The 12,652-nt window shown below is 66.8% G+C and carries 13 protein-coding genes; 11 read left to right on the forward strand and 2 right to left on the reverse strand.

What is annotated here, in order from left to right:
• The first annotated feature begins 106 nt into the window (after positions 1-106).
• From EDC22_RS00835 to EDC22_RS00870, 8 genes are all read left to right on the forward strand, one after another.
• Positions 107-733, forward strand: a complete 627-nt coding sequence (locus EDC22_RS00835; protein ID WP_132804705.1) for a trimeric intracellular cation channel family protein — start codon at positions 107-109, stop codon at positions 731-733.
• A 242-nt stretch (positions 734-975) separates the two neighbouring features.
• Positions 976-1,185 (forward strand): cold-shock protein, encoded by a 210-nt coding sequence (locus EDC22_RS00840; RefSeq protein ID WP_132804706.1) that lies wholly within the window; start codon positions 976-978, stop codon positions 1,183-1,185.
• 306 nt (positions 1,186-1,491) lie between these two features.
• Complete coding sequence (locus tag EDC22_RS00845) at positions 1,492-1,764, forward strand: aa3-type cytochrome c oxidase subunit IV (protein WP_132804707.1); 273 nt, start codon at positions 1,492-1,494, stop codon at positions 1,762-1,764.
• 78 nt (positions 1,765-1,842) lie between these two features.
• On the forward strand, positions 1,843-2,982 hold the full coding sequence (locus tag EDC22_RS00850) for a Re/Si-specific NAD(P)(+) transhydrogenase subunit alpha (protein ID WP_132804708.1): 1,140 nt from the start codon (positions 1,843-1,845) through the stop codon (positions 2,980-2,982).
• Between the two features lie 6 nt (positions 2,983-2,988).
• The gene (locus EDC22_RS00855) at positions 2,989-3,435 is read left to right on the forward strand and encodes an NAD(P) transhydrogenase subunit alpha part 2 (protein WP_132804709.1); all 447 of its coding nucleotides are present in this window, start codon (positions 2,989-2,991) and stop codon (positions 3,433-3,435) included.
• Between the two features lie 10 nt (positions 3,436-3,445).
• A complete protein-coding gene (locus tag EDC22_RS00860; protein WP_132804710.1) occupies positions 3,446-4,840 on the forward strand; it encodes an NAD(P)(+) transhydrogenase (Re/Si-specific) subunit beta in 1,395 nt (464 codons plus the stop codon).
• Between the two features lie 193 nt (positions 4,841-5,033).
• Positions 5,034-6,314 carry a beta-1,3-glucanase family protein gene (locus EDC22_RS00865; RefSeq protein WP_132804711.1) on the forward strand — a complete coding sequence of 427 codons (1,281 nt, stop codon included), beginning with the start codon at positions 5,034-5,036 and terminating at the stop codon, positions 6,312-6,314.
• A gap of 54 nt (positions 6,315-6,368) precedes the next feature.
• Positions 6,369-7,214 carry a hypothetical protein gene (locus tag EDC22_RS00870; RefSeq protein ID WP_132804712.1) on the forward strand — a complete coding sequence of 282 codons (846 nt, stop codon included), beginning with the start codon at positions 6,369-6,371 and terminating at the stop codon, positions 7,212-7,214.
• A gap of 13 nt (positions 7,215-7,227) precedes the next feature.
• Here EDC22_RS00870 and EDC22_RS00875 read toward each other — a convergent pair whose 3' ends face one another.
• Both EDC22_RS00875 and EDC22_RS00880 read right to left on the reverse strand, forming a co-directional pair.
• Positions 7,228-7,599 (reverse strand): cell division protein ZapA, encoded by a 372-nt coding sequence (locus EDC22_RS00875; RefSeq protein WP_132804713.1) that lies wholly within the window; start codon positions 7,597-7,599, stop codon positions 7,228-7,230.
• Between the two features lie 39 nt (positions 7,600-7,638).
• Entirely contained in the window at positions 7,639-7,923 is a 285-nt protein-coding gene (locus EDC22_RS00880) for a DUF4164 family protein (protein WP_132804714.1), read from the reverse strand.
• Positions 7,924-8,347: 424 nt separating this feature from the next.
• Between EDC22_RS00880 and tkt the strand changes: the two genes are divergently transcribed.
• From tkt to EDC22_RS00895, 3 genes are read left to right on the forward strand one after another with little or no spacing between them, the layout of a single operon-like run.
• A complete protein-coding gene (gene tkt, locus EDC22_RS00885; protein ID WP_132804715.1) occupies positions 8,348-10,366 on the forward strand; it encodes a transketolase in 2,019 nt (672 codons plus the stop codon).
• Positions 10,367-10,416: 50 nt separating this feature from the next.
• A complete protein-coding gene (gene gap, locus EDC22_RS00890; RefSeq protein ID WP_132804716.1) occupies positions 10,417-11,427 on the forward strand; it encodes a type I glyceraldehyde-3-phosphate dehydrogenase in 1,011 nt (336 codons plus the stop codon).
• 7 nt (positions 11,428-11,434) lie between these two features.
• Positions 11,435-12,643, forward strand: a complete 1,209-nt coding sequence (locus EDC22_RS00895) for a phosphoglycerate kinase (protein WP_132804717.1) — start codon at positions 11,435-11,437, stop codon at positions 12,641-12,643.
• The last annotated feature ends 9 nt before the right edge of the window (positions 12,644-12,652 follow it).

A 12,652-nucleotide genomic window follows, 5' to 3' on the forward strand; every position in this document is an offset into this window, starting at 1 on the left:
GCGTCAGGATCGGCGGAAACGGCCGTGGCCTGCTGTACCCCGCGCGCCGCGGCGATATGCTCACGCCGGCTGCGGCGTCGCCCGCGGTCTCAAGGGGGAGCCTTCGATGAGCGAGCAGATCCTGCATGCGGTCTTTCTGGTGGCCATTACGGCCGAGGCGATGACCGCCGCGCTGGCGGCTGGCCGGCGCAGCATGGACTGGTTCGGCGTTGCCATGCTTGGATCGATCACGGCGCTGGGCGGGGGGTCGATTCGTGACGTGCTGCTCGGCCATTATCCGCTGACATGGGTTGCGCATCCCGAATACTTGGTGATCACCTCGGGCGCGGCGCTGGCGACGATTGCGATTGCGCGCATCGTCCATCGGCTGCGTCACGCCTTCCTGCTGCTGGACGCCATTGGGCTCGTGGTGTTCACGGTGATCGGCTGCAACATCGCGATGGCGATGGACCAGCCGCTGCTGATCGTCATCGTCGCAGGCATGATCACCGGCTGCCTCGGCGGGGTGCTGCGCGACGTCCTGTGCAACGATGTGCCGCTGTTGTTCCGCAGTGAGCTCTACGCGAGCGTCTCGGTGGTGACCGGGGCGATCTATGTCGGCGGCACGCGCTACGGCCTGCCGCCCGAGGCGGTCATGCTGACGGCGATGACAATTGGCCTGACGCTCAGGCTTCTGGCCCTGCGCTACAACTGGAACATGCCGACATTCGTCTACACCCGGGATCTGCACTGATCCCTGGCAATGCAACGCTTGGTCGCGGGCCAGCCGCTGCACGGATGGTGCCGTTTCGGGGTCAGATTCGCGTTGCATTCACCGTCGTCAGCGCCTATGTTCATCCAGTTCGAGCTTGCAGCCTGACTTGCTGGCCTGCCCCCAAAGGGTTTTCCTTCAAGAAATCGCTCAATTCGGATGTCGGTCGCGCGATGGTCGCGCGGCCCGTTGCGCATTTGTGCGCTTTGTTAAAGGAAACGACGATGTCGACTGGTACCGTGAAATTCTACAACGCCGACCGTGGCTATGGCTTCATTCAGCCCGACGATGGCTCCAAGGACGTCTTCGTCCATGCCACCGCGCTGGAAGCGGCGGGCATGCGCGGCCTGTCCGAGGGGCAGAAAGTGTCCTTCGAGGTCAGGACCGACAGTCGCAGTGGCAAGCTGGCGGCCGCGAATCTGCAGGCAGCCTGATCGGCAGCATCGCTGCCGCACGGCCTGGTGCCTTTGCCGAGGCCCGGCGATCCTCGATCGCCGGGCCTTGTTCATTGCGGCCCGGTTCATCGCAGCCGGTTCATCGCAGCACTTGTCTTCCCATGCCTGCGGCGATCGGTCGGCCTGCGCCCGGTCTGGCCCGCCCTGGTTGCCGCGGCCGCAGCCTCGCGGTCGGCAGCTTCCTTGGCAGGACGCAACGCCTGCGATCGCGCCGCATTGCCCTCGCCCGCTGCTCTGCTATAAGAGCGCCTGATCCGAAAACCTCTCCATACGCGGGGGACGAGAATGGCGAGCCAAACCGAATCGAGCATGGATTACGAGGCACATCGGGAGACCTATGCCGGCTTCGTCCATCTCACGGTTCTCGGCACGGCCTTCTGCGCCGTGGTGGTGATCATGCTGGCCATCGGCGGCGTCGGTGGTTCTTGGGGGCTGGCCGCGCTCGGCATCGTGCTGGCGATCATTGCCACGGCGGTTGGCGCGATGGCGAATGGCTCGGTGATTCCGCTCGTCGCGACCACGCTTCTTATCCTCGTTCTCAAACTCCTGCTCGGCTAGGCCACTGACGAAACGGTCGTGGTGCCCGTGTCCAGCGCACGGGTGAGCGGTGTCGGACGAGCCCAGGTGGAGGGGCGCATGAAGATTGCCGTCGTCAGCGAGACCGACACGTCGGAGCCGCGCGTCGCGGCGACGCCGGAGACGGTCAGGAAGTTCGTCGGCCTGGGCGCTGACGTTTCGGTTCAGGCCGGTGCCGGCGTACGCTCGAGCATCCCGGACGAGGCCTACAAGGAGGCCGGCGCCACCGTTGCCAAGACACTGGACGCGGTTCTCAAGGATGCGGATGTCGTCCTGAAGGTCCGTCGCCCCGTCGCAGCCGAGCTGAAGAAGCTCAAGCCCGGGGCTGCCGTGATCGGGATGATGGATCCTTACGGCAACGAGGCTGCGCTCGCCGAAATCGCCGCGACCGGGGTGGTCGCCTTCGCGATGGAGCTGATGCCGCGCATCACCCGTGCGCAGGTCATGGACGTACTGTCGAGCCAGGCCAATCTCGCCGGCTACCGCGCGGTGATCGACGCCGCCGCCGAATTCGACCGGGCGTTGCCGATGATGATGACCGCGGCAGGCACCGTGCCGGCCGCACGCGTGTTCGTGATGGGCGCCGGCGTTGCCGGCCTGCAGGCCATCGCCACCGCCCGCCGGCTCGGCGCGGTGGTGACCGCGACGGACGTGCGCCCCGCGGCGAAGGAACAGGTCGAGTCGCTGGGGGCCAAGTTCATCGCCGTCGAGGACGACGAGTTCCGCCAGGCCGAGACCGCCGGCGGCTATGCCAAGGAGATGTCGAAGGAGTATCAGGCCAAACAGGCCGAACTGATCGCCTCGCACATTGCCAAGCAGGACATTGTCATTACCACGGCGCTGATCCCCGGTCGGCCGGCGCCGCGACTGGTGTCGTCGGCGATGGTCGCGTCGATGAGGCCGGGTTCCGTACTGGTCGATCTGGCCGTCGAGCGGGGCGGCAACATCGAGGGCGTCGTGCCCGGCGAGGTGGTGACCGTCAATGGTGTGAAGATCGTTGGCCATCTCAATATGGCCGGGCGGATCGCGACGACGGCGTCGAGCCTCTATGCCCGCAACCTGTTCGCCTTCGTCGAGACGCTGATCGACAGGGAGAAGAAGGCGCTCGCCATCAACTGGGACGACGAACTGGTCAAGGCGACGGCGCTGACGCGCGACGGCGCCGTTGTGCATCCGTCCTTCATTGCCAAGGGGGAGTAGTCCGAGATGACGCCGGAACAGGCTGTCGAGCGCGCCGAGAAGCTCGCCGATATAGCCCGCAAGGCCGCGGAAGCGGCCGAACGGCATGCCGAGGCGGTGGCCCAGTCGGTCGCTGCGGCCGCGCATGTGACGACCGGGGCGGGGATAGATCCCTTCGTCTTCCAGCTGTCGATCTTCGTGCTCGCCGTGTTCGTCGGCTACTACGTGGTGTGGTCGGTGACGCCGGCGCTGCACACGCCGCTGATGTCGGTGACCAACGCGATTTCCTCGGTGATCGTCGTCGGCGCGCTGCTGGCGGTCGGCGTCTCCGCCGCCGGTGCCCTCGACAGCAGTGGTCCACTGTGGGCCAAGACGCTCGGCTTCATCGCGCTGGTACTCGCGTCGGTGAACATCTTCGGCGGTTTCCTCGTCACCCAGCGGATGCTCGGTATGTACAAGAAGAAGAGCAGGTGAGGACAGGGCGATGAGCGCAGATATCACCGCCATCCTCTACCTGGTCTCCGCGGTCCTGTTCATCCTGGCGCTGCGGGGCCTGTCGAACCCGGAGACCTCCAGGCAGGGCAACATCTTCGGCATGGTCGGCATGGCGATCGCCATCCTCACCACGCTGTTCCTGGCCAGGCCGACGGGTTTCGGCACGTGGGCGCTGATCGTCGTCGGCATCGCGGCCGGCGGCGGCGTCGGCGCCACCATCGCCCGGCGCATCCCGATGACGGCGATGCCTCAGCTCGTCGCGGCCTTCCATTCACTGGTTGGCCTGGCCGCGGTGATGGTCGCCGCGGCGGCGCTGTATGCGCCGCAAGCCTTCGGCATCGGCACGCCGGGAGCCATCCACGGGGCGAGCCTCGTCGAAATGTCGATCGGTACCGCGATCGGCGCGATCACCTTCACCGGCTCGATCATCGCCTTCCTGAAGCTCGACGGACGGATGAGCGGAAAACCGATCATGCTGCCGGCCCGGCACCTGATCAACATCGCCCTGGCGGTCGCGATGGTCGTGCTGGTGATCGCCTTCACACGCACGGAGAGCCACGCGGCATTCTGGGTAATCACGCTGATCGCGCTCGCCTTCGGCATCCTGCTGATCATCCCGATCGGCGGGGCCGACATGCCGGTGGTGGTGTCGATGCTCAACTCCTATTCGGGGTGGGCGGCGGCCGGCATCGGCTTCACGCTCGGCAACACCGCGCTGATCATCACCGGCGCGCTGGTAGGCTCGTCGGGCGCCATTCTCAGCTACATCATGTGCAAGGGGATGAACCGGTCGTTCATCTCCGTGATCCTCGGCGGATTTGGCGGCGAGTCGGCCGGCCCGGCCGGTGGCGCCGAGCAGCGACCGGTGAAGCAGGGATCGGCCGAAGACGCGGCCTTCCTGATGAAGAACGCCAGCAAGGTGATCATCGTGCCGGGCTACGGCATGGCGGTCGCCCAGGCGCAGCACGCGCTGCGCGAGATGGCCGACAAGCTGAAGGCGGAAGGCGTCGACGTACGCTATGCCATCCACCCGGTCGCCGGGCGCATGCCCGGTCACATGAACGTGCTGCTCGCCGAGGCGAATGTCCCATATGACGAGGTGTTCGAACTCGAGGACATCAATTCCGAGTTCGCCCAGGCCGACGTCGCGTTCGTGATCGGCGCCAACGACGTGACCAACCCGTCGGCGCGAGACGATCCGTCCTCGCCGATCTACGGCATGCCAATTCTCGACGTCGACAAGGCGAAGACCGTGCTGTTCGTCAAGCGCTCGCTCGCCTCGGGATATGCCGGCATCGACAATACCCTGTTCTACAAGGACAACACGATGATGCTGTTCGGCGACGCCAAGAAGATGGTCGAAGAGATCGTCAAGGCGTTGTGAGGCACGTTGCGGCCGGCGGCCGGGATTTCGGTCGCCGGCACGCTGCCGAGATCCGGGGGCAGGGCTGGGGCGCTGACGGGCGGATGTCCCGATACGGCCGGATCCGGTAACGGAAACTTATGCTTCCCCGCATATATTGCGCCCTCGATGCGGCGCTGTGCATGGGGCATGGTGTCCTTGCAAGGGGGGCAGCATGTCCGGGCTCGAAGCGCTGCGCTGGTTCGCGGCGGCAATCCTGGCGGCAATCGTCGCAGTTGCCGGCCAGAATGAGGCCGAAGCGGCCAACAATCTCGGCCTGAAGACGTTCCCGTTGACCATCGTCAACAATTCCGGACTGGCCCAGGACATGTATGTCTATATCTGGGCTCAGTACGACAACAAGTACTACTATATCTCGAACGTCCAAGGCGACATGACGCAGTTCAGGTCGACGAAAGGCAGGTTCGCCAGTTTCGGGATCAATGCCGGGACTGCGAAGCGCTTCGTGGTACAACTGCCTCAGCTGTCAGCGGCCCGCGTGACGATTTCCTATGACAAGCCGATGCAGGTCCTGGTGTCGGCCGCAGGGGCGCCGTCGACGCCGATCGGCTGGTCCAAGTCGGACCCCAACCTCGACACGCTGTTCGACTGGTTCGAATACACCTGGGCGGATGTCGCTCCCGGTTCGCTTCCGGCGCTTCCGGCCAACTCGACCAGCCTCAATACCAATGCGACGCAGGTCGACATGTTCGGGCTGCCGATGATGATCCGGATGACCGGTGTCGATCCCAACAACAAGCCGCAGACGACGGCGGCGGGCTTCAGCACGCCCGACGCGCGCCGCAGCATCGTGACGGCGATGGCCAGGGCGCCGACGCCCTGGCGCAATCTGGTGGTGAGGAACGCTGGCGGGTTCCCGGTCCGGGTGATCTCCCCCTACAATGGTATCAACTTCGGAACCTTCCCGCAGAACCAGCTCGCGCCCTACATCGCCAAGGTCTGGAGCCGATACGTGAAACCCGGCCTCACGGCCACCACGAACGCCACCGGCGTCAAAGCAATCTTCACCGGACGCATCCAGGACGGCAATCTGGTGTTCAGCATTCCGGCGGTTGCCGGACAGACCGTCACTTTCGCCAAGCCGACCAGCCAGATGGCCTACGAGGGATATCTCGGAACGGTTCCGGTCGGAGCCGGTCCCACCCTGCAGGCACAGGCCGCACAGCTTGCCACCTACGTCCAGGCTGCGCTCTTGCGCTCGACCATGCTGACAGTGCCCGACGTCAGCTCCTGCCCGGGCGTGAAGGCCTACTACGTCAACAATCCCATCAACTGGTATTCGAAGATCATTCACAAGTATGCCTACAGGAATCAAGCCTACGGGTTCGGCTGGGACGACAACTGCAACCAAGCGTCAGACTACACGGTGTTCAATCCGAAGCGCGTTACGCTCATCATCAACGCCATCGTTCCTCCGAAGAAGGCGGCGCACTAGGGTTGTTCTTCATGCTGCCGTCGGCGCCGCGCCGGCCGGCGGCGCGGCAAGGCGTTGAGCGCGGACCAGAATCGGGTCGGGCCCCCCGAGCAGACGGACTTCTTCGCCCGGGCGACCGGCTATCCCTATTCCCGGCACCTCTGCCCGGTCCTTTTCGATCCGGCCAGGGGAACGCATCCTGCCGAACTGATCAGGCTCGGCGAGCAGGGCGAGGCCGTGCTCGAGGGCCTGGCTCGCCCGATACCTGTGCACGCCGCGACGGTTCGAATCGGTGCGCGGATCGTCGTGATCGAGAATGCGGTGGTTGTGATCGCGGCCGGATCGAACGCGTCGCCGCACCAGCTCCAGCGCAAGTATGCCGGTCGGGCGGATGCGCGCCCGATGCTCGTGATGCCCGCCATCGTACATGGGGCCTGCAGCGTCTATTCGGCCCATGTGACCGCTTACGGGTCGATTGCCGCGACGCTTCATCCCGATCCCGCGGGGAAGAACGGGCTGCACGTGCTGGTGATGCCGGTGACCGAGCTCGCGCCCATGAACGCGACCGAATCGCTCGGCATCAACTATGTCCTGGCGGCGCCCACAGGGGTTTCGGCGGATGTTGGCGGGCACCGCATCGCGCGGCCGCTCGCCTATGTCTCGCGGCGCGGCGCCCTGACGATCGACGGCCGGCCGGTGCGGCTGGTCGAGCTCGACGGGGGTGCCGGGGCGCGACCGGCCGCCAGCCAGATCGAGATGCTGAACCGGGCGCGGCGCCTGATGGAATGGCAGGGACCGCTGGAGGCATTCGTTGCGGCGATGATCGCCGATCCTGACTATCGCCGGGCGGTGACGTCTCGCCTCGCGGCCGACGCCGTGCCATGGCATCTCGATGGGAGCGAGGTGCTGGCCGGATGTTGAGCGGGACGGCGGCTCAGTCCTCGGCGGGCGCTCCGTTGAGCGCAGCGGCGAGCCGTTCGATGCGGCTAGCGGTCTCGTCCAGGGTGGCGGCCATCCGCTCCTGGGAGTCGGCGAACTGATCGGCGGCAGCCGCCCTCGCCTGGCGCAGGGTCTCCACCTCAGCTTCGAGTGCATCGAAGCGACGGCGCAGCTCGCCGAGCTCGTCGCCCATCTCCATCGCCGCCATCAGCAGCAGACGCATGTCGCCAACTTCGCCGAAGCTGGTCTTGTAGCGCTCGATGCGGGCGTCGATGTCGCGCGCGAGGTCGATCAGGATCTGCTCCTGGCCCTCGTCGCAGCCCATCCGATAGACGCGACTGTTGATCGAAATGGTCACCTGAGGCATCGTAACCAGCTCTCCGCCAGCGCCAGGACCGCCCGCACCTCAGGCCCCGTCCGTATCGAGAATGGCCCGGATCGTGTCGACGGCGAAGTCGAGCCGTTTCGAGACTGCACCGGTCGTTGCCTCCAGCCTGGCGACGCGCGCCTGCGCCCGGTCGAGCTCCTGGGCGAGGCGGGAGCGGTCATCCGCGAGCACGCTGAGCTCCGCTTCGAGGGCGGCGAGGCTGCGATCAGTCTCCTGGCGCCGCCGCACGGCGGCTTCCAGAGCGTCGAGTGCCAGGGCGAGACGCCGCTGCGCCCGCTCCAACGGGTTGGAGTCGACATTCATACACGGCCTCCCCGTCCGCCGCGCCAGGTTGGTCACCGTTCGGCCAAAGCCGACCGGTTCCCCAGTCGCATACCGATCAGCCGAACAGAAATCCCAAAGGGTCAACGGATTAGCAGCAAGACATTAGGCTTCGGTGCAAGCACCGGTCAACCGTGCATCCGTGCCACGCCGCGCGCCGGCGCGCCTGACCGCCGCGCGGCCGGTCTGCGGCGGCCATCCAACGGGCTGCCGCATCGGTGGCGACGGCGCCGCAGCTTGATTGACTCGTGGCGGCGAGGTGCTATTCATCGCCGCGCTTCGCGGAACGGGGGCTCGCCCCGTCCCGTCGGACATCGCCGGGAGGCACTTCATCGCGGGCAGCGAAATCCCGATCCACCGCCTCCATGACACACAGCAAAGGTGCCGGCTGGCCCATCGGATCCGGATGACAGAGAAATCCGCACAGGTCGATCACCGCGCGATGGCCAATGCGATCCGCGCGCTCGCCATGGACGCCGTCGAGGCCGCCAAGTCCGGGCATCCCGGTATGCCGATGGGTGCCGCCGATATTGCGACGGTGCTCTTCTCCCGATTTCTGAAGTTCGATCCGAAGGCGCCCGACTGGGCCGACCGCGACCGCTTCGTGCTGTCGGCGGGGCACGGGTCGATGCTGCTCTACGCGGTTCTGCATCTGCTCGGCTACGAGCAGATGACCATCGAGGAGCTCAAGCGGTTCCGCCAGCTCGGCAGCCGCACCCCCGGTCATCCGGAGTATGGTCACGCGCCGGGTGTGGAGACGACGACCGGGCCACTCGGCCAAGGGCTGGCCACGGCTGTCGGAATGGCCATCGCCGAGCGCCACCTCAATGCCGAGTTCAGCGACGACCTGGTCGATCACCGAACCTACGTGCTGGCCGGCGACGGCGACCTGATGGAGGGCGTGAGCCACGAGGCGATCGGACTGGCCGGCCATCTGAAGCTCTCACGGTTGATCGTGCTCTACGATGACAATTCGATCTCGATCGACGGAGCACTCGATCTGGCGGAATCCGGTGACGCGCTGAAGCGCTTCGAGGCGGCCGGTTGGCATGCGGTGCGCATCGACGGGCACGATCCCGAGGCGATTGCCGCCGCCATCGAGGCCGCGCAGGAGTCCGACCGTCCGTCGCTGATCGCCTGCCGCACGATCATCGGCTACGGCGCACCGAACAAGCAGGGCACGGCGGCGACGCATGGCGCGCCGCTGGGTGCGGAGGAGGTTGCCGGTGCCCGCAAGGCGCTCGACTGGCCCTATCCGCCCTTCGAGATACCGTCCGCTGTCCGCGACGCATGGCGGATCGCCGGACTGCGCAGCGGACAGGCGCGGCGGGCCTGGGAGAAGCGGCTGGCGGCCGTCGACCGCGAACGGCGCGGCGAATTCGAACGTCGCCTGCGTGGCGAACTGCCGGTGGACCTGGCCACCGCGATCCGCGAGATCAAGGAGCGTTTTGCCGCCGAACGGCCCGATCACGCCTCGCGCAAGGCGTCCGAAATGGTGCTGAGCGCGATCAATCCGGTGGTTCCGGACACCGTCGGCGGGTCGGCGGATCTGACCGGATCCAACAACACGCTGACGCCCGGTCTCGGCATTTTCTCAGCGAAGAACTACGCCGGTCGCTACATCCACTACGGGGTTCGCGAGCACGGCATGGCGGCGGCGATGAACGGCATGGCGCTGCACGGCGGCGTCATCCCGTACGGCGGCACGTTTCTCGTGTTCTCCGACTACAGCCGCCCGGCGATCCGGCTCGCCGCCCTGATGGGCATCCGCGTCATCCACGTGATGACGCACGATTCGATCGGGCTCGGTGAGGACGGACCGACCCATCAACCGGTCGAGCATCTGGCCAGTCTCAGGGCAATGCCCAACCTGCTGGTGATGCGTCCCGCCGACGCCATGGAGACCGCCGAATGCTGGCAGCTGGCGCTCGAATCGCGCGCAACACCGAGCGTGATCGCGCTGACGCGCCAGAACCTGCCGGCCGTGCGGCATGCATATTCCGACGAGAACCTCTGCGCGCGCGGCGCCTACGAGCTGGTTCCGGCCTCGGGCAACGCCATGGTCACGGTGTTCGCGTCTGGTTCGGAGGTTTCGATCGCGATCGCGGCGCGCAGCGTGCTGGAGCGCGAGGGCGTACCGACCCGGGTGGTGTCGGTGCCGTGCTTCGAGCTGTTCGAGGCGCAGCCGCCGGAATACCGCAGGGCAATCCTCGAGGGCACGCCGGTGCGCGTCGCGGTCGAGGCGGCGGTGGGGTTCGGATGGGAGCGGTTCCTGGGTCGCGATGGCGGATTTGTCGGGATGACCGGCTTCGGGGCGAGCGCACCCTACAAGCAGCTCTACGAGCATTTCGGGATCACCGCCGATGCCGTTGTGGCGGAAGCGCGCCGGCGGCTGGCGGCACTCGATCAGGCGATCGAGCCCTGAGCCGCTGACGGGCGGCGACGGATCGGCAGGACAGGACGGGAGACGACGACATGGCTGTACGGGTGGCGATCAACGGCTTCGGACGCATCGGCAGGCTGGTCCTGCGCGGAATCATCGAGTCCGGCCGCAAGGACGTCGTTGTGGTCGGCGTCAACGACCTCGGACCGGTCGAGACCAACGCACACCTGCTGCGCTACGACAGCGTGCACGGCCGCTTCCCCGGCGAGGTCAGGGTGTCCGGCGACACCATGGATGTCGGCCAGGGACCGATCAAGGTCACGGCGATCCGCGACCCGAAGCAACTGCCCTGGAAGGAGCTGAACGTCGATGTCGCGCTGGAGTGCACCGGCGTCTTCACCGACCGTGACAAGGCGGCGATGCACCTTGAGGCCGGCGCCAGGCGCGTGCTGGTCTCGGCGCCCGCCACCAATGCCGATCTGACCGTCGTCTACGGGGTGAACAACGACAAGCTGGAGCCAGGCCACAAGGTCGTCTCCAACGCCTCCTGCACCACCAACTGCCTCGCTCCTGTGGCCAAGGTGCTGAATGATGCGATCGGCATCGAGAAGGGCTTCATGACCACGGTGCACGCCTATACGGGCGACCAGCCGGTGCTCGACACCCTGCACAAGGATCTCTACCGCGCCCGCGCCGCCGCCATGTCGATGATTCCGACCTCGACCGGTGCGGCCAAGGCCGTTGGCCTGGTGCTGCCGGAGCTGAACGGCAAGCTCGACGGCGTCTCGGTGCGGGTGCCGACGCCGAATGTGTCGATGATCGACTTCAAGTTCGTCGCCCGGCGCCAGACCAGCGTCGAGGAGGTCAATGCGGCGATCAAGGCGGCGGCCTCGTCGAACACCCTGAAGGGCATCCTCGCCGTTACCGACGAGCCGCTGGTCTCGATCGACCTCAACCACAACCCTGCCTCATCGACCTTCGCGCTCGACCAGACCAAGGTGATGGACGGCAATTTCGTCCGCGTTCTGTCATGGTACGACAACGAGTGGGGCTTCTCGAACCGGATGGCCGACACCGCTGTAGCGCTCGGCCGGCTGGGCTGATCCGGCCGTGGCCTCGTTCCGGACGCTCGGCGATATCGACCCGGCCGGCCGCAAGGTCGTCGTCCGGGCGGATCTCAATGTGCCGGTCCGCGACGGCAAGGTCGGCGACCCGACCCGCATCCAGCGAGCCGCGGAGACGATCCGCGCGCTCCTCGACAAGGGGGCGGCGGTGCTGGTGCTGTCGCACTTTGACCGGCCGAAGGGCAAGGTCGTGCCCGGGATGTCACTGAGACCGATCGCGGCGGAGCTCGAGAAGGTCGTCGGCCGGCCAGTGCGATTCGTCGACACCGACTGGCGTGACGGCCGTGCGGCCGCCGCCGCAGCGGCGGCGAAGCCCGGCGATGTGCTGCTGTTCGAGAATACCCGCTTCCACCCCGGTGAGGAGGACAACGACGACGCCTTCGCCGCGCAACTCGCCGCCCTCGGCGAGCTGTTCGTCAACGATGCCTTCTCTGCCGCGCATCGTGCCCACGCTTCGACCGAGGGGATAGCGCGGCATCTGCCGGCCGTCGCCGGCCTGACGATGGCCGCTGAACTGGCGGCGCTGGAAAAGGCGCTGGTCGCGCCCGAGCGACCGGTGATCGCGATCGTCGGCGGCGCCAAGGTCTCGACAAAGATCGACCTTCTCGAGAATCTTTCGACGAGGGTCGACCAGCTCGTCATCGGCGGCGGCATGGCCAATACATTCCTTGCCGCGCGGGGCCACAGGATTGGCAAGTCGCTGTGCGAGGCTGACAAGCTCGAGACCGCCCGCAACATCGAAGGCGCCGCGCGCAGGGCCGGCTGCGAGATCGTGCTGCCGGTCGATGTGGTCGCCGCCAAGGCGTTCGAGGCGCATGCGCCACACCGGGTGTGCGGGCTCGACGAGGTGGCCGACGACGAGATGATCCTCGACATCGGTCCGCGCACGGTCGCCGACCTGGAGCGCCGCCTGGACAGGGCGCGGACGGTGGTCTGGAACGGGCCGTTTGGCGCCTTCGAGCTGGAACCGTTCGACGCGGGGACCAATGCAGTCGCCCGGATCGTGGCACGGCTGACGGCGGCCGGGCGACTGCTTTCGGTGGCCGGCGGCGGCGACACGGTGGCCGCCCTCAACGCGGCGGCTGTCGCGGACGACTTCTCGTTCGTCTCGACCGCCGGTGGCGCCTTCCTCGAATGGCTCGAGGGCAAGCCGCTTCCCGGCGTCGAGGCGCTGCGGCCGCGTCAGGCGCGGTAACCGATCGAG

The sequence above is a fragment of the Tepidamorphus gemmatus genome (assembly GCF_004346195.1).
Classification (GTDB): domain Bacteria; phylum Pseudomonadota; class Alphaproteobacteria; order Rhizobiales; family Tepidamorphaceae; genus Tepidamorphus; species Tepidamorphus gemmatus.

Coding starts and splice junctions, on each gene's coding strand:
- EDC22_RS00835 (WP_132804705.1), top strand. CDS start 107: ATGAGCGAGCAGATCCTGCATGCGGTCTTTCTGGTGGCCATTACGGCC.
- EDC22_RS00840 (WP_132804706.1), top strand. CDS start 976: ATGTCGACTGGTACCGTGAAATTCTACAACGCCGACCGTGGCTATGGC.
- EDC22_RS00845 (WP_132804707.1), top strand. CDS start 1,492: ATGGCGAGCCAAACCGAATCGAGCATGGATTACGAGGCACATCGGGAG.
- EDC22_RS00850 (WP_132804708.1), top strand. CDS start 1,843: ATGAAGATTGCCGTCGTCAGCGAGACCGACACGTCGGAGCCGCGCGTC.
- EDC22_RS00855 (WP_132804709.1), top strand. CDS start 2,989: ATGACGCCGGAACAGGCTGTCGAGCGCGCCGAGAAGCTCGCCGATATA.
- EDC22_RS00860 (WP_132804710.1), top strand. CDS start 3,446: ATGAGCGCAGATATCACCGCCATCCTCTACCTGGTCTCCGCGGTCCTG.
- EDC22_RS00865 (WP_132804711.1), top strand. CDS start 5,034: ATGTCCGGGCTCGAAGCGCTGCGCTGGTTCGCGGCGGCAATCCTGGCG.
- EDC22_RS00875 (WP_132804713.1), bottom strand. CDS start 7,599: ATGCCTCAGGTGACCATTTCGATCAACAGTCGCGTCTATCGGATGGGC.
- EDC22_RS00880 (WP_132804714.1), bottom strand. CDS start 7,923: ATGAATGTCGACTCCAACCCGTTGGAGCGGGCGCAGCGGCGTCTCGCC.
- tkt (WP_132804715.1), top strand. CDS start 8,348: ATGACAGAGAAATCCGCACAGGTCGATCACCGCGCGATGGCCAATGCG.
- gap (WP_132804716.1), top strand. CDS start 10,417: ATGGCTGTACGGGTGGCGATCAACGGCTTCGGACGCATCGGCAGGCTG.